Origin of the sequence: Mycobacterium sp. SA01 (genome assembly GCF_041287105.1) — a bacterium.
Classification (GTDB): domain Bacteria; phylum Actinomycetota; class Actinomycetes; order Mycobacteriales; family Mycobacteriaceae; genus Mycobacterium.
This window is the reverse complement of the sequence record NZ_JBGGNO010000018.1, coordinates 488,023-510,244: the sequence shown is the minus strand read 5'-3', so window position 1 is coordinate 510,244 and position 22,222 is coordinate 488,023. Positions and strand designations below refer to the sequence as shown.

At 68.5% G+C, this 22,222-nt stretch carries 19 protein-coding genes; 18 read left to right on the top strand and 1 reads right to left on the bottom strand.

Annotated elements, in window-relative coordinates:
• Positions 1–19 precede the first annotated feature (19 nt).
• From AB4879_RS15430 to AB4879_RS15410, 5 genes are all read left to right on the top strand, one after another.
• Entirely contained in the window at positions 20–1,663 is a 1,644-nt protein-coding gene (locus AB4879_RS15430; protein WP_370508250.1) for a DAK2 domain-containing protein, read from the top strand.
• Positions 1,664–1,665: 2 nt separating this feature from the next.
• Entirely contained in the window at positions 1,666–3,882 is a 2,217-nt protein-coding gene (gene recG / locus AB4879_RS15425; protein ID WP_370508249.1) for an ATP-dependent DNA helicase RecG, read from the top strand.
• Positions 3,879–4,586, top strand: coding sequence for an HNH endonuclease family protein (locus AB4879_RS15420; RefSeq protein WP_370508248.1), 708 nt, complete (start codon positions 3,879–3,881; stop codon positions 4,584–4,586). Before recG ends, AB4879_RS15420 begins: the two co-directional genes overlap by 4 nt.
• 134 nt (positions 4,587–4,720) lie before the next feature.
• Positions 4,721–5,170, top strand: coding sequence for an Rrf2 family transcriptional regulator (locus AB4879_RS15415; RefSeq protein WP_102806895.1), 450 nt, complete (start codon positions 4,721–4,723; stop codon positions 5,168–5,170).
• Positions 5,167–6,411: a globin domain-containing protein gene (locus AB4879_RS15410; RefSeq protein WP_370508247.1), complete on the top strand. Its 1,245-nt coding sequence runs from the start codon at positions 5,167–5,169 to the stop codon at positions 6,409–6,411. Before AB4879_RS15415 ends, AB4879_RS15410 begins: the two co-directional genes overlap by 4 nt.
• Positions 6,412–6,436: 25 nt before the next feature.
• On the opposite strand, the gene AB4879_RS15405 is transcribed toward AB4879_RS15410, so the two are convergent.
• Entirely contained in the window at positions 6,437–7,252 is an 816-nt protein-coding gene (locus AB4879_RS15405; protein ID WP_370508246.1) for an aldo/keto reductase, read from the bottom strand.
• 258 nt (positions 7,253–7,510) lie between these two features.
• Between AB4879_RS15405 and AB4879_RS15400 the strand changes: the two genes are divergently transcribed.
• The 13 genes from AB4879_RS15400 (at position 7,511) to smc (ending at position 22,220) form a co-directional block, all read left to right on the top strand.
• Complete coding sequence (locus AB4879_RS15400) at positions 7,511–8,605, top strand: alpha/beta hydrolase (protein WP_370508245.1); 1,095 nt, start codon at positions 7,511–7,513, stop codon at positions 8,603–8,605.
• Between the two features lie 73 nt (positions 8,606–8,678).
• Positions 8,679–9,467, top strand: a complete 789-nt coding sequence (locus tag AB4879_RS15395; protein WP_102806891.1) for a thioredoxin domain-containing protein — start codon at positions 8,679–8,681, stop codon at positions 9,465–9,467.
• Positions 9,464–10,102 carry a vitamin K epoxide reductase family protein gene (locus AB4879_RS15390; RefSeq protein ID WP_102806890.1) on the top strand — a complete coding sequence of 213 codons (639 nt, stop codon included), beginning with the start codon at positions 9,464–9,466 and terminating at the stop codon, positions 10,100–10,102. Before AB4879_RS15395 ends, AB4879_RS15390 begins: the two co-directional genes overlap by 4 nt.
• A gap of 40 nt (positions 10,103–10,142) precedes the next feature.
• On the top strand, positions 10,143–13,550 hold the full coding sequence (locus AB4879_RS15385; RefSeq protein ID WP_370508244.1) for a pyruvate carboxylase: 3,408 nt from the start codon (positions 10,143–10,145) through the stop codon (positions 13,548–13,550).
• Positions 13,547–14,098 carry a 16S rRNA (guanine(966)-N(2))-methyltransferase RsmD gene (rsmD, locus tag AB4879_RS15380; protein ID WP_370508338.1) on the top strand — a complete coding sequence of 184 codons (552 nt, stop codon included), beginning with the start codon at positions 13,547–13,549 and terminating at the stop codon, positions 14,096–14,098. The genes AB4879_RS15385 and rsmD overlap by 4 nt, the downstream gene beginning before the upstream one ends.
• A gap of 61 nt (positions 14,099–14,159) precedes the next feature.
• Entirely contained in the window at positions 14,160–14,645 is a 486-nt protein-coding gene (coaD, locus tag AB4879_RS15375) for a pantetheine-phosphate adenylyltransferase (RefSeq protein ID WP_102806889.1), read from the top strand.
• A gap of 233 nt (positions 14,646–14,878) precedes the next feature.
• Positions 14,879–15,616: a cell division protein SepIVA gene (gene sepIVA / locus AB4879_RS15370; protein WP_036339102.1), complete on the top strand. Its 738-nt coding sequence runs from the start codon at positions 14,879–14,881 to the stop codon at positions 15,614–15,616.
• Positions 15,617–15,674: 58 nt separating this feature from the next.
• Positions 15,675–16,274, top strand: a complete 600-nt coding sequence (locus AB4879_RS15365; protein ID WP_370508243.1) for a DUF177 domain-containing protein — start codon at positions 15,675–15,677, stop codon at positions 16,272–16,274.
• 41 nt (positions 16,275–16,315) lie between these two features.
• Positions 16,316–16,963, top strand: coding sequence for a ribonuclease III (gene rnc / locus AB4879_RS15360; protein WP_370508337.1), 648 nt, complete (start codon positions 16,316–16,318; stop codon positions 16,961–16,963).
• Positions 16,964–16,990: 27 nt separating this feature from the next.
• Positions 16,991–17,854, top strand: a complete 864-nt coding sequence (gene mutM, locus AB4879_RS15355; protein ID WP_102806887.1) for a DNA-formamidopyrimidine glycosylase — start codon at positions 16,991–16,993, stop codon at positions 17,852–17,854.
• A gap of 79 nt (positions 17,855–17,933) precedes the next feature.
• Positions 17,934–18,350: an OsmC family protein gene (locus AB4879_RS15350; protein WP_036339094.1), complete on the top strand. Its 417-nt coding sequence runs from the start codon at positions 17,934–17,936 to the stop codon at positions 18,348–18,350.
• Positions 18,337–18,618, top strand: a complete 282-nt coding sequence (locus tag AB4879_RS15345; RefSeq protein WP_036339092.1) for an acylphosphatase — start codon at positions 18,337–18,339, stop codon at positions 18,616–18,618. The genes AB4879_RS15350 and AB4879_RS15345 overlap by 14 nt, the downstream gene beginning before the upstream one ends.
• An 11-nt stretch (positions 18,619–18,629) precedes the next feature.
• A complete protein-coding gene (smc, locus tag AB4879_RS15340) occupies positions 18,630–22,220 on the top strand; it encodes a chromosome segregation protein SMC (RefSeq protein ID WP_370508242.1) in 3,591 nt (1,196 codons plus the stop codon).
• Positions 22,221–22,222: the final 2 nt, after the last annotated feature.

Below are 22,222 nucleotides of genomic sequence, written 5' to 3'. Positions count from 1 at the left end.
GGATCGCGAGGAGGTGCCGATGCCGGACCGGCGGCTGGACGCATCTGCCCTGCGCGACTGGGCCTCTACCGCGGTCGGCGACCTGATCACCCACACCGACGAGATCAACCGGCTCAATGTGTTCCCGGTCGCCGACTCCGATACCGGGACCAACCTCTTGTTCACCATGCGGGCGGCGCTGACCGAGGCGGAGTCGGTGACCGGCTCGGGCGGCGTCGGTGAGTTGACCGCCGCGCTTGCCGAGGGTGCACTGCACGGCGCCCGGGGCAACTCCGGGGTGATCCTGTCCCAGATCCTGCGCGGACTGGCCGACGTGACCGCCGCGGCCGCCACCGACACCGACGGTTATCTCGCCGACATCGACGCGGTACTGCTGGGCGCGGCCCTTCGGCACGCCGTCGGGCTGGTGGTGTCGTCGATGGGTGGGCAGCTGGTGGCCGGCACCATCGTCTCGGTCCTGCAGGCTGTCGCCGACACCGTTCAGCAGTGGGCCGCCGACGGCGCGAGCCTTGCCGAATCGCTGACCGCAGGTGGCGAGGCCGCGGTCACCGCGCTGGACCGCACGCCCGAACAGCTCGACGCGCTGGCCGAGGCAGGGGTGGTCGACGCGGGCGGGCGCGGCTTCCTCGTCCTGATCGACGCGCTGACCGCCACCGTCACCGGGCATGCGCCACACCGGCACGCCTACGAACCGGGCCCGCCGCGGATCGAGACCGCGGCCGCGGAACCGGCTCCGCCGCAGTTCGAGGTGATGTATCTGCTCGCCGGCTGTGACCCGGCCGCCCTCGACCCGCTGCGCACCCGGCTGGAGCAGCTCGGCGATTCGGTCGCGATCGCCGCGTCGGCCGAACGCTATTCGGTCCACGTCCACACCGACGACGCCGGCGCCGCCGTGGAGGCCGGGATGGCGGCCGGCGCGGTGAGCCGAATCCAGATCTCGGTGTTGAGCACCGGGCCCGCCCGGGTGTCCCCGGGCAGCTGGAGTCGGGAGCGCGCGGTGCTCGCCGTCGTCGACGGAGACGGTGCCGCAGAGCTTTTCAGCCAGGAGGGCGCCTGCGTGCTGCGGCCCGAGGCTGAGCTGGAAGATCCGGTCAACGGCGTGAGCGCCCGTGAACTGCTTCGCGCGCTGGTCGATACCCGGGCCGCGCAGGTGATGGTGCTGCCCAACGGATATGTGGCGGCCGAGGAGTTGGTCGCCGGCTGCACGGCCGGAATCGGTTGGGGCATAGACGTTGTCGCGTTGCCGACCGGTTCGATGGTGCAGGGGCTGGCCGCGCTCGCGGTCCACGATCCGGGCCGCCACGCCGTCGACGACGGGTACTCGATGGCCAGGGCGGCGGCCGCGGCCCGGCATGGTTCGGTGCGCACCGCCACCGAACAGGCGCTCACGTGGGCGGGTAGCTGCGAACCGGGTGACGGGCTGGGCATCGCCGGTGACGAAGTCCTGGTGGTCGCCGACGATGTGACCGGTGCGGCCGCCGGGCTGATCGACCTGCTGCTGGTGGCCGGCGGTGAGCTGGTGACCGTGTTGACCGGTGCCGGCACCGATCCGGCCGTCGCCGAGGCGCTCGCCGCGCACATCCACCGGCGCCATCCCGGAATCGAATTCGCCACCTACGCCACCGGTCACCGCGGCGATGACCTGTTGATCGGGGTGGAGTAGTCGTGGTCAGTCTCACCGACCGTCTCGACGGAATCGTCGGCGGCAAGGCCGCCGGTCTGCTCGATGATGTGTTCGGCATCCGCACCGTCGACGGCCTGCTGCGGCACTACCCGCGCAAGTACGTCCACGGGATGTCGGTGTGGGGTGAGGACGAGGTGCCGCCGGAGGAGGGCGAGCACATCACGCTGGTCGGCGAGATCGAGAGTGCCGTCACCCGCCTGCCTCAGCGAGGACCCAAGCGCGAGTATCTGGTGATCACGCTCGGCAAGGGGCGGCGCAAAGTCACCGCGACGTTCTTCAACGCCAAGTGGCTCAAGAAGGAATTGATCGAGGGCGTCCGGCTGATGCTGTCCGGGGAGGTCGGCTTCTTCCGGGGGGCCATGCAGCTGACGCATCCGGATTTCCTGGTTCTGGAGTCGCCCAAGGGGCGAGTATTCGGCAGCAAGTCGTTGAAGACGATCGCCGACACCTCGACGTCACAGAGCGGCGAGTTGTCGATGTCGGCGTTCGAGCGCGACTTCTTCCCGATCTACCCGGCCAGCTCCAAGCTGCAGAGCTGGGACATCTACGCCTGTGTGCAGCAGGTACTCGCGGTCCTCGACCCGATACCCGATCCGCTGCCCGAAAGCGTTGTGCGCCAACGGGGTCTGATCTCCGAGGATGAAGCGCTGCGCGCCATCCACGTGGCCGAACGGGAACCCGAGCGCGAGGCAGCCCGCGAGCGGCTGCGGTTCGACGAGGCTGTCGGGATGCAATGGGCGCTCGCGCAGCGCCGCCACGGCGAGCTCTCCGAATCCGGCCCGGTCGCGCCGCGTCGCGAAGACGGCTTGGCCGCCGCGCTGATCGAGCGCCTGCCCTTCGCGCTGACGGCGGGTCAACAGGAGGTGCTCGACGTCGTCTCCGGCGAACTGGCCGCGAGCAAGCCGATGAACCGGCTGCTGCAGGGCGAGGTCGGCTCCGGCAAGACGATCGTGTCCGTGGTGGCCATGCTGCAGATGGTCGACGCGGGATACCAGTGCGCGTTGCTGGCGCCGACGGAAGTCCTTGCCGCCCAACATGCCCAGTCGATCCGCGGTGTGCTCGGCCCGCTGGCGATGGCCGGCCAACTCGGCGGTGAGGACGGGGCGACCCGAATCGCACTGCTGACCGGGTCGATGTCGGCGGCCCAGAAACGTCAGGTGCGCGACGAGGTGGCGTCCGGGGAGGCGGGCATCGTCGTCGGCACCCACGCGCTGTTGCAGGACGCCGTCGAATTCCACAAGCTCGGCTTCGTCGTCGTCGACGAGCAACACCGGTTCGGCGTGGAGCAGCGAGACCGGTTGCGCGCCAAGGCACCTGCCGGACTGACCCCGCATCTGCTGGTTATGACGGCCACCCCGATCCCGCGCACCGTCGCACTGACGGTCTACGGCGACCTGGAAACTTCGACCCTGCGCGAACTTCCGCGCGGGCGTCAGCCGATCACCACCAACACAATCTTCATCAAAGACAAGCCGCAGTGGCTGGCGCGGGCCTGGCAACGGATCACCGAGGAGGTCGGCGAAGGCCGACAGGCCTACGTCGTGGCCTCCCGCATCGACGAGGACGACAAGGCGGGTGAGCAGGAGGGCGGCCCGCCCGCCGAGACGGTCGTCAACCTGTTCAAGCATCTGGGTCACGGGCCGCTGGCCGGGCTGCGGTTGGGCCTGATGCACGGCAAGCTGCCCGCCGACGAGAAGGACGCGGTGATGGCCGCGTTCCGGGCGGGCGACATCGACGTCCTGGTGTGCACCACTGTCATCGAGGTGGGTGTGGATGTGCCGAATGCGACGGTGATGGTGGTGATGGACGCCGACCGGTTCGGCATCAGCCAGCTGCACCAGTTGCGCGGGCGGATCGGGCGCGGTTCGCACGCCAGCCTGTGCCTGCTGGCCACCAAACTCCCGGAGGGATCCAAAGCCGGCGACCGGTTGACCGCGGTGGCGAGCACGCTGGACGGCTTCGAGCTGGCGGATCTGGACCTGCAGGAGCGCCGCGAGGGAGACGTGTTGGGGCTCAACCAGTCCGGCCGTCCCATCACGCTGCGCTTCCTGTCTCTGGCGGAGCACCTCGAGGTCATCGTCGATGCGCGTGAGGTGGCCCAGTCGATCTATGCCAGGGATCCTGCGAACCCCGGCATGACGGTCCTGGCCGGCCAATTCACCGGCGGCGACCGGATCGACTACCTGGACAAGTCGTGAGACGGCGGCCCCTGATCTGGCTGGCCGTAATCGCGGCGCTGGCGGTGATCGTCTCCGTGCAGGTCACGTCCTCGACCAGTCATCCCGATGCGATGATCGCCCGCGCCGACGTGCCGACGGTGGCACCGGGAACCGACGTGCTCGACGGGATCGTCGTCATCCCGCAGCGGGTGCGCGGCAACGACTATCGGCGCGCGGCCTTCGGCGATGCGTGGGACGACAACAACTCCGCGCCGGGCGGGCACAACGGCTGCGACACCCGTGACGACGTGCTGGACCGCGACCTCGTCGACAAGACCTTCGTGTTCACCAAACGCTGCCCGCAGGCGGTCGCCACCGGCGTCCTGCACGACCCGTACACCAGCGCGACGATCCCGTTCACCCGTGGCGCGAAGGTCGGGGCGGCGGTGCAGATCGACCACCTGGTGCCGCTGGCGTACGCGTGGGACATGGGCGCGCGAAACTGGCCGGACGACATGCGGATTCGATTCGCCAACGATCCGGCCAACCTGCTGGCCGTCGACGGTCAGGTCAACCAGGACAAGGGCGACCAGCCTCCTGGCAGCTGGATGCCGCCCAATCATGCGTTCTGGTGCCAGTACGCGATGCAGTTCATCGCGGTGCTGCGAGGGTACGCACTGCCGGTGGATCAGTCCTCAGCCGACGAGTTGCGCTCGGCCGCGGGTACCTGCCCCAGTCGCTAGCGGGGCGGTCGGTTACCTCGAGATCGGGCTCACGCGGTCGTCACCGCAGGTCAAAAATCCGCACCGATTCGTGTATTCAAGCCCACACGCAGAAAATACGCATCTGCGATGCCGAATAAACTAGCGTCGGGTTTATGCAGCTCACGAGGTTTACCGACCTAGGTCTTCGGGCCATGATGCTGCTCGCCACCGGTCAGGCTCGCGAGCAGCGGGTCACCACCAGAACGGTCGCCGCCGCGGCCGGCGCGTCGGAGAATCATGTCGCCAAAGCGGTGTCGCGGCTGACCGAGCTGGGGCTGGTGCACGCCCGCCGCGGCCGCGCCGGCGGCCTGGAACTCACCGACGCCGGCCGCGAGGCATCACTGGGCTGGCTGGTGCGCCGGCTCGAAGGGGATCGCGAAGTCGTCGACTGCACCGGCCAGCCGGCCTGTCCGCTGATCGCGGGCTGCCGGCTGCGTCGGGTGCTCGCCGATGCCAAAGAGGCCTTCTACGCCGAACTCGATCGCCACACGATCGCCGATCTCGTCGGCAGCCAGATGCTGCCCGTCGTTCTGCAACTCACAACCGAAGGGAATCTGACATGACCACCACCGCAGTCGGCGCGGCCGAGGTTCAGGAACTGGAGCCGCACCACGCCGAGATCATCACGGCGACACTGCCGCTCGTCGGGGCGCACGTCGACGAGATCACGTCGGTGTTCTACCGGCGGATGTTCGGTCGTCACCCGGAGCTGCTGCGCAACCTGTTCAACCGGGGCAATCAAGCGCAGGGAGCGCAGCAGCGTGCCCTGGCCGCCTCGATCGCGACTTTCGCCACGCACCTGGTCAATCCGGACCTGCCGCATCCGAGCGAACTGCTGTCGCGCATCGGCCACAAGCACGCGTCGCTGGGCATAACCCCCGACCAGTACCCGATCGTGCACGAGCACCTGTTCGCCGCGATCGTCGAGGTGCTGGGCGCCGACACGGTGACCGCCGACGTCGCGGCGGCATGGGACCGGGTGTACTGGATCATGGCCGACACCCTGATCGCTCTGGAACGCGATCTCTACGCCGGCGCCGGGGTCGCCGCCGGAGACGTCTTCCGTCGGCTGCGGGTCACCGCCCGCGAAGACGACCCCTCCGGGGCCGTACTGGTGACGGTGGGAGCCGACGGTGTGGCCGGAGCTGGTGCGGCGCAATATGTTTCGGTAGGTGTGACACTACCCGACGGCGCGCGTCAGCTGCGGCAGTACAGCTTGGTGAACGCTCCGGGTGCGTCCGAGTTGACCTTCGCGGTCAAGCCGGTCGACGCCGTCGGGCACAACCCGGCAGGTGAAGTGTCGAGCTGGATCCGCGACTGCGTCCGGGTCGGTGATCTGCTCGACGTCACGGTGCCGTTCGGCGATCTGCCCGAGCCGCGCAGTGGCGCGCCGGTCGTGCTGATCTCCGCGGGCATCGGCATCACGCCGATGATCGGAATTTTGGAATACCTTGTCGGCCAGTCACATGCGGCACCGGTGCAGGTGCTGCACGCCGACCGCAGCGCGGTAACCCACCCGTTGCGTAAGCGGCACCGTGAACTCGTCGACATCCTGCCCGACGCCAGCCTGGACCTCTGGTACGCCGAGGACGTCGACGGCGACAACCCCCGAATCCACGAGGGGCTGATGAACCTCGACGACATCGACATCGACATCGACATCGCCGACGGCGCAGAGATCTATCTGTGCGGGAACGACGGTTTCGTGCAGGCGGTGCGCGCCCAGCTGACCGGCCGCGGCATCGCCACGGATCGGGTGCACTGCGAGTTGTTCAGCCCGAACGACTGGCTGCTGGACGCCTGAGCCACAGCGGGCTCGGCGGCGGGGCCTAGCCTGCCGGATTCGGCAGGAAGCGGGTCCCGTCGTCGAGACCGTTGAGGGTCTCGATCTCCGCTGCGGTGAGTTCGAAGTCGAACACATCGGCGTTCTCGGCGATGTGTGCCGGAGCCGACCGCGGAACGACGATATCGCCCTGCTGCAGGCTCCAGCGGATCAGCACCTGTGCCGGTGACTTCCCATGCGCTGCAGCCACTTCGGCGATCGCCGGATTGCCCGTCAGCTTCCCCTCATCGGTCGGGATGTAGGCCCCGGTGAGGATCGAACGATCGCTGTGTACCGCGCGCAACTCGGTCTGGTTGAGCAGCGGGTGCAGTTCGATCTGGTTGACCACCGGCGAGAAATAGCTCAGGTCGATGATGTCCGACAGGTTTTCTGGGGTGAAGTTCGCGACACCGATCGACTTGATCAGACCGTCCTGGCGGGACCGCATGATGCCGCCCCAGGCGTCGATGTACTTGCCGTTCTGCTCGGCCGGCCAGTCCATCAGATACAGGTCGACATACTCCAGCCCCAGCCGTTCGAGGCTGGCCCTGATGGCGTCCTGGGACGACTGGAAACCCTGGTCCTCGGTGGCGAGCTTGGTGGCGATGAACAGTTCGTCGCGGGGCAGACCCGACGCGGCGACTGCGCGCCCGACGGCCTCCTCGTTGCCCTTCGCGGTTTGGATCAGCCGATAACCCGCCGCCAGGGCGCTGGCCACCGCGCTCTCGGTCTCCTCGGCGGACAGCTCGGCGACGCCGAGGCCCAGCACGGGGAGGGTGTTGTCGTCGTTGAGCGTGACGGTGGGGATCGCGGCCGCCGGCATCGTGTCACCTGTCTGTGGAGTCGAATGAGCCGGGGACAGGACCCGTCGCAATCGGCTCCGGGGTCAACCGACTTCGGGTGACGATAGTACCCAGCGCGACATGTCGTTTGAGCAGGCCCGGCGCGCCGCCGCCGAGAACAGGTCGAATTGTCGGATTCGTCAACCGCTGATTGCGGGCGGGGCCGACAGGCCGCCGACAGTCGAGGTCCCGTACGCTGCGGCGATACCGGTACTGCGCACCAGAACCGAGGACTATCAATGACAGACACCGTGTCTGGGACCGCGCGAAGCCGGTTCCTGAAGAGGGCCTTGCCGGTCGCCAACCGCGCCGGCGTCAAAGCCATCCCGCACCTGCCGGGCGTCGTGAAGAGACTGTTGTCGGGTGGCCGCGCCATCACGATCGACGGGAACACTCTCGATCCGTCGATCCAGATGATGCTGGCCGCCCAGCGCGCGGTCGGCTTGAGCAGCCTCGCGGTCACCGGCGATCCGATCGCCACCCGCCGTCAGAACCGGGAAGCCACCGACAGCCTCGACGAGGCCGACATCCACGTCGCTCAGATCTCGCCGCTGGAGATTCCCGGCCCGGCCGGCATCATCCCGGCCCGGCACTATCGCCCCGCCGACGGCGACGGCGCGCCGCTGCTGGTCTTCTATCACGGCGGCGGGTTCGTCTTCGGCGACCTCGAAACCCACGATTCGGCCTGCCGGTTGATCTGCCGCGATGCCGGTGTGCACGTTCTGTCCATCGATTACCGGCTGGCGCCCGAGCACAAGGCGCCCGCGGCCGTCGACGACGCCTACGCCGCCTACCTGTGGGCCGTGTTGAACGCCGCGGAGTTGGGTGCCGACCCCGACCGCATCGCGGTGGGCGGCGACAGTGCCGGCGGCTGCCTGGCCGCAGTGGTGGCCCAGCTGGCCCGCGACGGTGGGGGCCGCCAGCCGAGCCTGCAGTGGCTGATCTATCCGGCGACCGACCTGCGCGGCGGAACCCGGTCACGCACCCTGTTCGCCGACGGATTCCTGCTGTCCAAGGCCAACATGGACTGGTTCGCCGACGCCTACGTCGAGGGATCCGAAGTCGACATCACCGATCCGCGAGTGTCGCCGCTGCTGGCCGACGATTTCAGCGGGCTCGCACCGGCGTTGGTCGTCACCGCGGGGTTCGATCCGCTGCGCGACGAAGGCGAGCAGTACGCGGCAAAGCTGCAGGCAGCGGGCGTACTGACCGATCTGCGGCAGATGGGTCCGATGACCCACGCATTCCTCAACCTGAATGCGCTGGGCGGCCAGGTGAGCCGGTGCAATGCCGAGATGATCTCGGCGCTGCGCGCCCACCTCGCCCGCGCCTGAAATTCGGCGGGCAGGCGCGCCGGTACTCTAGAGGCGCCAACACCGAGTCTTGACAGCGAGGATCAGCCGAGCCGTGGCCACCAACAAGAAATCCACCCCCCGCTACGACCTGAAAGCCCAGGACCGTAAGCGCAACCTGGCCATCCAGCTGGGGCTGACCGGCATCGTCGTCATCTTCGCCGTCGCACTGGTGCTGTACATCGTGATGAGTCACGACAAGAAGACCGCCGCGGCAGGCGACGCGCAGGCGGTGCGGATCACCTCGAGCCAGCTGATCAAGAAGGACGGCACCGACGAGCCCAAGGCGGTGCTGTCGCTCTACGAGGACTTCCAGTGCCCGCACTGCCGTGATTTCGAGAAGGCTTTTGGCCCGACCATCTCCAAGCTGGTCGAAGCCGGTGCCATCGCCGCCGACTACTACTCGGTCGCCATCCTCAACTCGCGGGTCAACGACAACTACTCCACTCGCGCGGCCAACGCGGCCTATTGCGTCGGCGACGCGGACAAGGAAGCGTTCCCCCGCTACCACTCCGCGCTGTTCGCCATGCAGCCCGAGGAAGGTGCGGGCGGTGCCCCTGACAACGCCCGCCTGATCGAGACCGCCCGGCAGGCCGGAGTGCCGACCGACAAGGTCTCGTCGTGCATCAACTCCGGCAAGCACAGCGACATGGTCGAGGGTCTGGCCGCGGCCTCCAAGATCACGGCGACGCCGACCATCCGCCTCAATGGCCAGGACATCAGCCCGGCCTCGCCCGAGGATCTGATCGCCAAGGTCAAGGCGATCGTCGGCAACGTGCCCGGCCTGGACAACGCTCCCGCGCCGCCGAGCCCGACTCAGCCCACGCCGGCCCCGACGTCATGAGCGTGGCGACCCCGGCTCCGGTCGAACCGACCGAACCCGTCGAGTCGAAAGACCCGTCGGGCGGGGTCGCGGTGCGACCGGCCAGCGCGTGGTGGGTGCTGATCGCCGGCGTGGTCGGTCTGATCGCGTCGGCCACCCTGACGATCGAAAAGATCGAGATCTTGGTGAACCCGGCCTACGTGCCGAGTTGCAGCATCAACCCGGTGCTGTCGTGCGGATCGGTGATGATCACGCCGCAGGCGTCGGCGTTCGGCTTCCCGAACCCGCTGATCGGAATCGCCGCGTTCGCCGTCGTCGTGGCCACCGGTGTGCTCGCCGTGGCCAAGGTGCGACTGCCGCGGTGGTACTGGCTGGGACTCACCATCGGCACGGCGCTGGCTACGGTGTTCATCCACTGGCTGATCTTCCAGACGCTGTACCGCATCGGGGCGCTGTGCCCGTACTGCATGGTGGTGTGGGCGGTCACCGTCCCGTTGTTGGTTGTGGTGTCCTCGATTGCGCTTCGTCCGCTCGCCGGGAACGTGGTTGCCCGGGTGCTCTACACCTGGCGCTGGTCGATCGTGACGCTGTGGTTTACCGGGTTGCTCCTGCTGATCCTGGTGCGGTTCTGGAACTACTGGTCCACGCTCATCTAGTCGCCCGCCGCAGGCGCGGTCACGCGGGTAGGGTATGCGGGTGATTTCCAAAGTCCTCGTGGCCAACCGCGGTGAGATTGCGATCCGAGCTTTCCGCGCTGCCTACGAAATGGGCATCGGCACGGTAGCCATTTTCCCGTACGAGGACCGCAATTCGTTGCACCGCCTCAAGGCCGACGAGGCATATCAGATCGGCGACGTCGGCCATCCGGTACGGGCGTACCTGTCGGTCGACGAGATCGTCGCCACCGCCCGGGCCGCCGGTGCGGACGCGATCTATCCCGGTTACGGCTTCCTGTCGGAGAATCCGGAATTGGCGGCCGCCTGCGCGGCGTCGGGCATCACGTTCGTCGGCCCGGATTCGTCGATTCTCGAACTCACCGGCAACAAGGCGCGAGCGATCGCCGCGGCCCGCGAGGCGGGGCTGCCGGTGCTCACGTCGTCGGCGCCGTCGGCCTCGGTGGACGAATTGGTCGCCGCGGCCCAGCAGATGGAATTCCCGTTGTTCGTCAAAGCCGTCGCCGGCGGCGGCGGGCGCGGTATGCGCCGGGTGACCGAGCCATCGGCGTTGCCGGAGTCCATCGAGGCCGCCAGCCGCGAGGCCGAGTCGGCCTTCGGTGATCCCACGGTGTTCCTTGAACAGGCAGTGGTCAATCCACGCCACATCGAGGTGCAGATCCTCGCCGACACCTACGGCAACGTCATTCACCTCTACGAGCGTGACTGCAGTGTGCAGCGCCGCCACCAGAAGGTCATCGAGCTGGCCCCGGCGCCCAACCTGGATCCCGCTCTGCGCGACCAGATCTGCGCTGACGCCGTCGCCTTCGCCCGCCACATCGGCTACACCTGCGCGGGCACCGTCGAGTTCCTGCTCGACGAGCGCGGCCGGCATGTGTTCATCGAGATGAATCCCCGGATCCAGGTGGAGCACACCGTGACCGAGGAGATCACCGACGTCGACCTGGTGTCGGCCCAGCTGCGGATCGCGGCGGGGGAGACGCTGGCCGATCTGGGGCTGAGCCAGGAGCGCATCGCGCCGCACGGCGCGGCCCTGCAGTGCCGCATCACCACCGAGGACCCCGCCAACGGATTCCGTCCCGACACCGGGCGGATCACCACCTACCGCTCGCCGGGCGGCGCGGGGATCCGGCTCGACGGCGGGACCCATCTGGGTGCGGAAGTCACCGCGCATTTCGATTCGATGCTGGTCAAGCTCACCTGTCGCGGTCGTGATTTCCCCACCGCGGTGGCACGGGCCAGGCGGGCGGTGGCGGAATTCCGGATCCGTGGCGTGTCGACGAATATCCCGTTCCTGCAAGCGGTTCTGGACGATCCGGATTTCCAGACCGGGCGGATCACCACGTCGTTCATCGACGAGCGTCCGGAACTGCTGACGTCGCGGACATCCGCGGACCGCGGAACCAAGATGCTGAAGTTCCTGGCCGAGGTGACGGTCAATTCGCCGTACCGCGACCGGCCCCGGTATTACCCGCAGGACAAACTGCCCGACATCGATATCGCGGCGAGCCCGCCGCCGGGCAGCAAGCAGCGCCTCGACGAACTGGGTCCTGAGGGATTCGCCAAGTGGCTCAAGGATTCTCCGGCGATCGGCGTGACCGATACGACGTTCCGGGACGCCCACCAGTCACTGCTGGCGACCCGCGTGCGGTCCTCGGGACTGCTCAAAGTCGCCCCGTACATCGCCAGGATGACGCCGGAGCTGTTGTCCATCGAGTGTTGGGGTGGAGCGACTTATGATGTCGCGCTTCGGTTTTTGAAGGAAGACCCGTGGGAGCGGTTGGCCTCGCTGCGTGAGGCGATCCCCAACATCTGTCTGCAGATGCTGCTGCGCGGCCGCAACACGGTCGGCTACACGCCCTACCCGGAGACGGTGACGCACGCGTTCGTCGACGAGGCCGCTCGCACTGGTGTCGACATTTTCCGAATCTTCGACGCCCTCAACAACGTCGAGTCGATGCGGCCGGCCATCGATGCCGTGCGCGCGACCGGTTCGGCGGTCGCCGAAGTGGCGATGTCCTACACCGGTGACCTGTCCAACCCGGCCGAGACGCTCTACACGCTGGACTATTGGCTGCGTCTGGCCGAGCAGATCGTCGACGCCGGCGCCCACGTGCTGGCGATCAAGGACATGGCCGGGCTGCTGCGGCCGCCGGCGGCGCACACGCTGGTCTCCGCGCTACGCAGCCGCTTCGACCTGCCGGTGCACGTGCACACCCACGACACGCCGGGCGGTCAGCTCGCCACCTACACCGCGGCCTGGCATGCCGGCGCCAGTGCGGTGGACGGCGCGGCGGCTCCGCTGTCGGGCACCACCAGCCAGCCGCCGCTGTCGGCGATCGTGGCCGCCGCGGCGCACACGCCGTACGACACCGGCATCAACCTCGACGCGGTGTGCGACCTGGAGCCGTACTGGGAGCTGCTGCGCCGGGTGTACGCCCCGTTCGAGGCCGGCCTGCCCGCGCCGACCGGCCGGGTGTATCACCACGAAATCCCGGGCGGCCAGCTGTCCAACCTGCGCACCCAAGCCATCGCGCTGGGGCTGGGCGAGCGGTTCGAGGACGTCGAGAACGCCTACGCGGGAGCCGACCGCATCCTGGGCCGACTGGTGAAGGTCACGCCGTCGAGCAAGGTGGTCGGCGATCTGGCGCTGGCCCTGGTCGGTGCGGGCATCACCGCCGAGGAGTTCGCCGAAGACCCGGGGCGCCACGACATCCCGGACTCGGTGATCGGATTCCTGCGCGGTGAGCTTGGTGACCCGCCGGGCGGCTGGCCAGAACCGTTGCGCACCAAGGCATTGGAAGGCCGTGGCGCCGCCAAGCCAGAACAGTCGCTGTCGGTCGAGGACGAGAAGGTGCTCGGCGAACCCGGTCCGGCTCGCCAGGCTGCACTGAACCGGCTGCTGTTCCCGGGCCCCACCAAGGAATTCGAGGCGCACCGCGAAGAGTACGGCGACACCTCCGGCCTGAGCGCCAACCAGTTCTTCTCCGGACTGCGCCACGGCGACGAGCACCGCATCGAGCTCGAGCGCGGCGTCGAGTTGATCGTCGGGCTGGAGGCCATTTCCGAACCCGACGAGCGCGGCATGCGCACCGTCATGTGCATCATCAACGGCCAGCTGCGTCCGGTGTTGGTGCGCGACACCAACATCGCCGAAACCGTGCCGGCCGCGGAGAAGGCCGACCGCAACAACGCCGATCACGTCGCCGCCCCGTTCGCCGGGGTCGTCACGATCGGGGTGGCGGTCGACGAGAAGGTGCAAGCGGGACAGACCATCGCCACCATCGAGGCGATGAAGATGGAGGCCGCAATCACCGCACCCAAGGGTGGCAGGGTGACTCGCGTTGCCGTCGGCAGCACCGCCCAGGTCGAAGGTGGCGATCTGCTGGTGGTGATCGGTTCGGAAGGACTGACCGGGGGAGCAGCCTGACCCGCATCGTCGGCGGCAGCGCCGGCGGACGGCGCTTGGATGTGCCGCCCCGGGGCACCCGGCCGACCACGGACCGGGTCCGTGAGGCGCTGTTCAATGTCCTTGCCGCGCGGCGGGATTTCGACGGTCTGCGGGTGCTGGACCTCTACGCCGGTTCGGGGGCGCTCGGGCTGGAAGCGCTGTCGCGCGGTGCGGCCTCGGCGCTATTCGTCGAAAGTGATTCGCGCGCCGCGGCTGTCATCAAACGAAACGTCTCGACGTTGGGTCTGCCCGGGGCGACGGTACGCCGCGGGGCGGTCGCCGCGGTGCTCGCCGCGGGCACCGACGTACCGGTGGACCTGGTGCTGGCGGATCCGCCGTACGAGGTGTCCAGCGCCGACATCGAGGCCGTGCTCGCAAGTTTGGACCGACACGGCTGGGTCGCGCCGGGCACCGTCGTGGTGGTCGAACGCGCCACGTCGTCGGCGGAACTGTCCTGGCCGGCGGGCTGGACGGCCTGGGACAACCGGCGATACGGAGATACCCGCATCGAGATCGCGGCCTGCTAGCGTCACTGCCCATGACCGGCGGCGACGACGCAGAGCGTAGCGATGAGCAGGAGCGCCGCATATGACTGGCGCGGTATGCCCGGGATCGTTCGATCCGGTGACGCGGGGTCACGTCGACATCTTCGAGCGGGCCGCAGCGCAATTCGACGAGGTGATCGTCGCGGTGCTGATCAATCCCAACAAGTCCGGGATGTTCGACATCGACGAGCGGATCGCGATGATCTCCGAGGCGTGCGCCCATCTGCCGAACCTGCACGCCGAGTCGGGGCAGGGACTGGTCGTCGACTTCGTGAAACAGCGCGGCATGACCGCGATCGTCAAAGGTCTGCGCACCGGAACCGATTTCGAGTACGAGCTGCAGATGGCGCAGATGAACAAGCACATCGCCGGGGTGGACACCTTCTTCGTGGCCACCACACCGGAGTATTCGTTCGTCTCCTCGTCGCTGGCCAAAGAGGTTGCCATGTTCGGCGGTGACGTCTCGGCACTGCTGCCAGAGTCGGTGAACCGCCGGCTGCAGGCCAAGCTGGCCCAGCGCGCCCGCTGATCTGTCACGACTGTGCGGCCCGATCCGGGGCACGCCGGGCGCCGCGAATCCGACGTCGCACTCGCTGATTCTCCAGTGGAGAGGAGTGCCTCGCCGACATGATCGTCGGCGAGACGCCCCTGACCGGTGCGGTTGCCAGAAAAGTCTGCCCGACACACCGAGCCGCCACCGCAGTCACAGGCGTAACACCAGGCACACTGGTCACTACCAACTACGCCCAGGAGGGTGGCGCCGTGTACCGAGTTTTTGAAGCGCTCGATGAATTGAGCGCGATTGTCGAAGAGGCCCGCGGCGTTCCGATGACGGCTGGTTGCGTGGTGCCGCGCGGTGACGTGCTGGAGCTCCTCGATGACATCAAGGACGCCATCCCGGGTGAACTCGACGACGCCCAGGATGTGCTGGACGCCCGCGATTCGTTGCTGCGGGAGGCCAAAGAGCACTCCGACTCGATGGTGGCGAACTCGACCGCCGAGGCCGACTCCCTGCTGAGCCATGCCCGCGCCGAGGCCGACCGGCTGCTCGCCGACGCCAAGTCGCAGGCCGACCGGATGGTCGCCGAGGCGCGTCAGCACAGCGAACGCATGGTCGCCGAGGCCCGCGACGAGGCGAGCCGTCTGGCCGCGACCGCCAAGCGTGAGTACGAAGCGGCCACCAGCAGGGCCAAGGCCGAGGCCGACCGGCTGGTGGAGAGCGGCAACATCTCCTACGAGAAGGCCGTGCAGGAAGGCATCAAGGAGCAGCAGCGGCTGGTCTCGCAGACCGAGGTCGTCCAGTCGGCCAACGCCGAGTCGACCCGGCTGATCGACACCGCCCATGCCGAAGCCGACCGGCTGCGTGGCGAGTGCGACATCTACGTCGACAACAAGCTCGCCCAGTTCGAGGACTACCTCAACGGCACGCTGCGCTCGGTGAGCCGCGGCCGTCATCAACTGCGCACCGCCGCGGGCACCCACGACTACGCGCAGCGCTGAGCGTCCCGGCCCGCGCCTACTGACGCGATCGCGCGGCGCCGGGTTTTAAGATCGGATCATGGCGACTTCACATAGTGCTCACACGAAGCGCAAACGCCGGTCGCCGCTCGTCCTCGACATCTCCCGCTTGGGCCGGCGCCCCGGCTCGATGCTGGAGCTGCACGAAACGGTGCCCAGCCCATCGCGAATCGGGCTGGACCTGGTCGCCATCGAAGCCGGCGCCGACCTGACTCTGGATCTGCGACTGGAGTCGGTATCCGAGGGGGTCCTGGTCACCGGCACGGTCTACGCACCGACCCGGGGTGAATGCTCCCGCTGCCTGACCGAAGTCACCGGCGACGTCGAGATCTCGCTCACCGAACTGTTCGCCTATCCCGACAGCACGACGGAATCCACCACCGAGGAAGACGAGGTCGGCCACGTCGTCGACCAGACCATCGACCTGGAACAGCCGATCGTCGACGCCGTCGGGCTGGCCTTGCCGTTCACCCCGCTGTGCACCGAGGACTGTGCGGGGCTGTGCCCGCAGTGCGGTGTCGCGCTGGCCTCCGAGCCCGGCCATCACCACGACGTGATCGACCCGCGATTCGCCAAGCTGGCGGGCATGTTCCCCGCAGCAGACGCCGACGCCCCCGAACCGGGGGCCGGCCCGTCGTGAGCCCGCCACGCGAAAGTCTGCTTGCCGCACTCGGCGTCGACATGCCGGAAGACCTGCTGACGCTGGCGCTGACCCACCGCAGCTATGCCTACGAGCACGGCGGTCTGCCCACCAATGAACGCCTGGAGTTCCTCGGCGACGCGGTGCTGGGCCTGACGATCACCGACGAGCTGTTCCATCGCCACCCGGAACGCACCGAAGGCGACCTGGCCAAGCTGCGCGCCAGCATCGTCAACACCCAGGCGCTGGCCGACGTGGGACGGGGCCTGACCGACGAGGGCCTGGGCGCACACCTGCTCCTGGGCCGCGGCGAAGTCAACACCGGCGGAGCCGACAAGTCCAGCATCCTGGCCGATGGCATGGAATCACTGCTGGGCGCGGTGTATCTGCACCACGGTATCGACGTTGCGCGCGACGTGATCCTGCGGCTCTTCGGCAATCTGCTGGACACGGCGCCGACGCTGGGTGCCGGCCTGGACTGGAAGACCAGCCTGCAGGAGCTCACCGCGTCGCGCAGCCTGGGACCACCGTCCTATGTGGTCACCTCCACCGGGCCCGACCACGACAAGGAGTTCACCGCCGTCGTTCTGGTGATGGACACCGAGTACGGCAACGGCGTCGGCCGGTCGAAGAAGGAAGCCGAACAGAAGGCCGCCGCCGCGGCCTGGAACGCGCTGGACAACGCTTGAGCCACAGTCGCATTCGGCGCTCCTGCGATGCCTGAGCTACCTGAGGTCGAGGTGGTCCGGCGCGGCCTGCAAGCCCACGTCGCCGGCCGGTCGATCTCCGCGGTACGAGTGCACCATCCCCGGGCGGTGCGCAGGCACGAGGCCGGTGCGGCCGATCTGACCGCCCGGTTGCTCGACGCGCAGATCACCGGCACCGATCGGCGCGGAAAGTACTTGTGGCTCACCCTGAATGACGAAACCGCACTGGTGGTGCACCTGGGTATGAGCGGCCAGATGCTGCTGGGCCCGGTACCCAACACCAATCATCTGCGGATCGCGGCACTGCTCGACGACGGCACCGCGCTGAGTTTCGTCGATCAGCGCACCTTCGGCGGGTGGCAGCTGGCCGACCTGGTCGACGTCGACGGCGCTCGGGTGCCCGAGCCGGTGGCGCACATCGCCCGCGATCCGCTGGACCCCCGGTTCGATCGCGATGCTGTCGTTACGGTGTTGCGCCGCAAGCACTCCGAGATCAAGCGGCAGCTGCTCGATCAGACCGTGGTGTCGGGTATCGGCAACATCTACGCCGACGAGTCGCTGTGGCGGGCCAAGATCAACGGCGCGCGGCTGGCCGAGAACCTGACCCGCCGTCAGCTCGGCGAGCTGCTCGACGCCGCAGGAGAGGTGATGCGTGAAGCGCTCGGCCAGGGCGGCACCTCATTCGACTCGCTGTACGTCAACGTCAACGGGCAGTCCGGGTACTTCGACCGGTCGTTGAACGTCTACGGCCGTGAAGACCTGCCGTGCCCGCGCTGCGGCACCGCGATCCGGCGGGAGAAGTTCATGAACCGCTCGTCGTTCTACTGCCCGCAATGTCAACGAAGACCGGGCCAACCGCGTCCTCGGCGTTGAACCGTCGAGATCGACGTTTTGGCGTGATTTACTCGCACTTTCCCGCCCAAGCGTCGGTTTGGGCGCAAAGGAAGGAACCATGACTGACCTGTGGGTGGAACGCACCGGCATCCGCCGCTACACCGGGCGCAGCAGCCGCGGCGCGGAGGTGTTGATCGGTTCGGAGACCGACGAGGGTGTCTTCACCCCCGGCGAGCTGCTCAAGATCGCGCTGGCCGGATGCAGCGGCCTGAGCAGCGATCAGCCGCTGCGCCGTCGTCTCGGCGACGACTATCCGGCGACGATCCGGGTGTCCGGACCGGCGGACCGGGAGCAGGAGCGCTACCCGCTGCTGGAGGAGAAGCTCGAGATCGACCTGTCCGGGCTGTCCGCCGAGGAGATCGAGCGGCTCGTGGTGGTGGTCAATCGGGCGATCGACCAGGTGTGCACGGTGGGCCGCACCCTGAAATCCGGCGCCGAGGTCCGGTTCGAGGTGGACGACGTTGGCCGATCCTGACGTCCGCCTGACCGCCTGGGTACACGGCCACGTCCAGGGCGTGGGTTTCCGCTGGTGGACCCGGTCTCGCGCGCTGGAGCTCGGTCTGACCGGGTATGCCGCCAATCAGGCCGACGGCCGGGTGCTCGTCGTCGCGCAGGGCCCGCGTGACGCATGTGAACAGCTGTTACAGCTGCTCAATAGTGGGAAAACGCCGGGGCACGTCGACACGGTTGTTGTCGATTGGTCACCGCGCGGCGAAGCCATCAGAGGCTTTAGCGAGCGGTAGTCTGGCACGCCGTGTACCTCAAGAGTCTGACCCTGAAGGGCTTCAAGTCCTTCGCCGCGGCGACGACTCTGCGCCTGGAGCCCGGCATCACCTGCGTGGTGGGCCCGAACGGCTCGGGTAAGTCCAATGTCGTCGACGCGCTGGCCTGGGTGATGGGCGAGCAGGGCGCGAAAACCCTGCGCGGCGGCAAGATGGAAGACGTCATTTTCGCCGGCACCTCCTCGCGGGCCCCGCTGGGTCGCGCCGAGGTGACGCTGACCATCGACAACTCCGACAACGCGCTGCCGATCGAGTACTCCGAGGTGTCGATCACCCGGCGGATGTTCCGCGACGGCGCCGGTGAGTACGAGATCAACGGCACCAGCTGCCGGCTGATGGACGTCCAGGAGCTGCTCAGCGACTCCGGCATCGGCCGCGAGATGCACGTCATCGTCGGCCAGGGCCGGCTCTCCCAGATCCTCGAGTCGCGGCCAGAAGACCGCCGGGCGTTCATCGAAGAGGCCGCCGGCGTGCTCAAGCACCGCAAACGCAAGGAAAAGGCGGTCCGCAAGCTCGACTCGATGGCGGCCAACCTGGCCCGGCTCACCGACTTGACCACCGAGCTGCGCCGTCAGCTCAAGCCGCTGGGCCGCCAGGCCGAGATGGCGCGGCGAGCCCAGACCATTCAGGCGGATCTGCGCGACGCCCGGTTGCGGCTGGCCGCCGACGACCTGGTCACCCGGCGGGCCGAGTTCGCCGGCGCCGACGACACCGAGACCACGTTGCGCCGCGAGCACGACGACGCCGCGAAACGGCTGGACGTCGCCGGCGCGGCGCTGGCCGAACATGAGGCCGCGGTGGCCACGCTGTCCGAACGCACCGACGCCGCCCAGCAGGCCTGGTTCCGCCTGTCGGCGCTTGCCGAACGGGTCAGCGCCACCGTCCGGATCGCTTCTGAGCGAGCGCAATACCTCGAGACCGAGCCCACCGCGAGCACCGGCCCGGACCCCGACGAGCTGGAAGCCGAGGCCGACGAGGTCGCCGCGCGGGAACAGGAGCTGCTGGCAGAGCTGGCCGAAGCGCAATCGCGGCTCGAGTTCGCCCGTGCCGAGCTCGGAGAACGCGAACGCGCGGCCGCCGAAGCCGAACGTGCCCACATGGCCGCGGTGCGCGCCGAGGCCGACCGCCGGGAAGGCCTCGCCCGGCTGGCCGGTCAGGTCGAGACCGTGCGCGCCCGGGTCGAATCGATCGATGAGGGTGTCGCGCGGCTGACCACCGCGATCGAGGAGGCCGCCGCCCGCACCCAGCACGCCAGGGCCGAGTTCGAGACCGTGCAGGGCCGGGTCGGCGAACTGGATCAGGGCGAGGTCGGCCTCGACGAACAGCATGACCGTACGATCACCGCGCTGCGGCTGGCCGACGAACGGGTGGCCGAATTGCAGGCCGCCGAGCGCAGCGCCGAACGGCAGGTGGCCTCCCTTCGGGCTCGCATCGACGCGTTGGCGGTCGGGCTCGAGCGCAAGGACGGCTCGGCCTGGCTGACGGAAAACCGTGGTGGCGCAGGACTTTTCGGGACCATTGCCAATCTCGTGAAGGTGCGTTCGGGCTACGAGGGGGCGTTGGCGGCGGTGCTGGGCGCCGCGGCCGACGCGGTGGCCGCCGAGAACTTCGACGCCGCCAGTTCGGCGGTGCGAGCACTCAAGGACGCTGACGGTGGCCGGGCGGCGATCGTGTTGGGGGACTGGCCGATTGCGCCGCGCCAGACCGGTTCGTTGCCCGAGCGCGCGGTGTGGGCGCTGGATCTGATCGAGGCGCCGGGCCGACTGCAGGGCGCCATGACGGCGATGCTCGCCGACGTCGCCGTCGTCGAGGATCTGGGTGCCGCGCTGGCTCTGGTCGCGGCGCGGCCAGCGCTGCGTGCGGTCACCCTCGACGGCGACCTGGTTGGCGCGGGGTGGGTCAGCGGCGGCTCCGACCGCAAGCCGAGCACACTGGAGATCGCCGGCGAAATCGACAAGGCCACACGCGAACTCGCGGCGGCCGAGACTCAGGTCGCCGAGCTGTCGGCCGCACTGGCCGGTGCCCTCACCGAACAGGGTGAGCGTCAGGACGCCGCCGAGCAGGCGCTTGCGGCGCTCAACGAATCCGACGCCGCGATCGCGGCGATCTACGAACAGCTCGGCAGGCTGGGGCAGGAAGCCCGTGCCGCCGAGGGGGAGTGGCGCCGCCAGCAGGCTCAGCGCGACGAACTCGAGGCCGGGCGGTTGCGCACGGTGGAAGAGCTCACCGAACTCGAGAACCGGCTGGCTGCCGCCCAGGACGGGGCGACCGAGGTCGACGACGCGCCCGAGGACCGCCAGTACATGCAGTCCGCCGCGGAGGAAGCCCGTGCCGTCGAGGTGGAGGTGCGGCTGGCGGTGCGTACCGCCGAGGAACGTGCGAACGCCGTTCGCGGGCGGGCGGATTCGTTGCGACGCGCCGCTGCGGCCGAGCGGGAGGCACGGGTTCGCGCCCAGCGCGCCCGCGCGGCCCGCGAGCACGCCGCCGCAGTCGCGGCCGCGGTGGCCGAAGCCGGTCGACGCGTGGCCGGGCACCTGTCCGGTGTTGTGGCAGCGGCATCCCGGCGCCGTGACGCCCTCGCCGCCGAACGGCAGGAACGGGCCACCGCGATGACCGCTGCGCGCGAGGAAGTCACCGCGCTGAACGGCCGGATCGCCGCGCTGACCGATTCGCTGCACCGCGACGAGGTGGCCAAGGCGCAGGCGTCGCTGCGCATCGAACAGCTCGAGCAGATGGTGTTGGAGCAGTTCGGTATGTCCGCCGACGATCTGATCGCCGAGTACGGCCCGGACGTGACCCTGCCGCCGTCGGAGCTGGAGATGGCCGAATACGAACAGGCCAAGGAGCGCGGCGAGCAGGTCTCGGCGCCCGCGCCGATGCGGTTCGACCGCCCGACTCAGGAACGTCGGGCCAAGCGGGCCGAACGCGAGCTGTCCGAACTGGGACGGGTGAATCCGCTTGCGCTGGAAGAGTTCGCCGCGCTGGAGGAACGCTACAACTTCCTGTCCACCCAGCTCGAAGACGTCAAGGCCGCCCGCAAGGATCTGCTCGACGTGATCGCCGACGTCGATGCACGCATCCTGCAGGTGTTCGCCGAGGCGTACGCCGACGTCGAGCGCGAGTTCGAGCAGGTGTTCGCGACGTTGTTCCCGGGCGGTGAGGGCCGGTTGTTGCTGACCGACCCCAGCGATCTGCTGACCACCGGCGTGGAGGTGGAGGCCCGCCCGCCTGGTAAGAAGGTCAAGCGGCTCTCGCTGCTCTCCGGTGGTGAGAAGTCGCTGACCGCGGTGGCCATGCTGGTGGCGATCTTCCGGGCCCGGCCGTCGCCGTTCTATGTCATGGACGAGGTCGAGGCTGCCCTCGACGACGTGAATCTGCGCAGGCTGATCGGACTGTTCGAGCAGCTACGGTCACAGTCACAGCTGATCGTCATCACCCACCAGAAGCCGACCATGGAGATCGCCGATGCGCTGTACGGCGTGACGATGCAGGGCGACGGCATCACCACGGTGATCTCCCAGCGGATGCGCGGCGAAGAGCTGGTCGCCAGCGCGGCACCGTAACC